Origin of the sequence: Hoyosella rhizosphaerae, assembly GCF_014643175.1 — a bacterium.
Taxonomy (GTDB): domain Bacteria; phylum Actinomycetota; class Actinomycetes; order Mycobacteriales; family Mycobacteriaceae; genus Lolliginicoccus; species Lolliginicoccus rhizosphaerae.
Genome location: NZ_BMJH01000013.1, coordinates 1 through 1009 on the forward strand (window position 1 = coordinate 1; position 1009 = coordinate 1009).

At 56.7% G+C, this 1009-nt stretch carries 1 protein-coding gene; it reads right to left on the minus strand.

The features are described 5' to 3' along the window. On the minus strand, positions 1-1008 hold a 1008-nt coding region (locus tag IEW73_RS16465; RefSeq protein ID WP_188678044.1), incomplete at its 3' end, for an ABC transporter ATP-binding protein. Between the last annotated feature and the right edge of the window lies 1 nt (position 1009).

Below are 1009 nucleotides of genomic sequence, written 5' to 3' on the forward strand. Positions count from 1 at the left end.
GCTCCTGGCTTCAGCTTGCTCAGCCTCATACTCAGCCAACTCCTGCTCAATCGCACGACGCGCAGGCTCAGGCAACTCATCCATCAAATGCCGCACACGCTCACGACGACGAATCTCACCCTGACGCTCCGGCGACCCCGGCGTCGGACGAATCTGCGGCACAATACCGCGCACATCCTCCTCCGGCGAACCATCCGAATGCCCAGCCGCAGCCATCGCCTCTTCCGCCGCCCGCTGCGCCTCGTCCTTCTCCTCCGACATACCAATCGGACCCAAACGACGACCATTCAAAAACTGACCCACCACAGGCTCATCCGACGTCAACAACACCTCACGCGGACCAAACATCACCAAATGCTTGCGGAACAACATCCCCAAGTTATCCGGCACCGTCCGCGCCATATTGATGTTGTGCGTCACGATCAAGACCGTGCAGTCAATCTGCGCATTGATATCCAAAATCAACTGCGACAAATACGCCGTACGCACCGGATCCAAACCCGAGTCCGGCTCATCACACAACAAAATCTCCGGATTCAACACCAACGCACGAGCCAACCCCGCACGCTTACGCATACCACCCGAAATCTCACCCGGCAGCTTGTTCTCCGCACCCAGCAGACCCACAAGCTCCATCTTGTCCATCACGATCTTATGAATCTCAGACTCAGACTTCTTCGTGTGCTCCCGCAACGGAAACGCCACATTGTCAAACAAGTCCATCGACCCAAACAACGCACCATCTTGGAACAGCACACCAAACAACTTGCGAATCTCATACAACTCACGCTGCGTGCACTGCAAAATATCGGTGCCATCCACCACGATCGAACCCCGCTCCGGGCGAAGCAGACCGATCAGCGACTTCAAAAACACCGACTTACCCGTACCCGAAGGCCCGAGCAACGCAGAAACCTCTCCATTGGGGATAGTGAACGACACATCCGACCAGATGTTCGTCGACCCGAATGACTTCGTCAGCCCCTCGACCGCGACCTCAACTCCCACG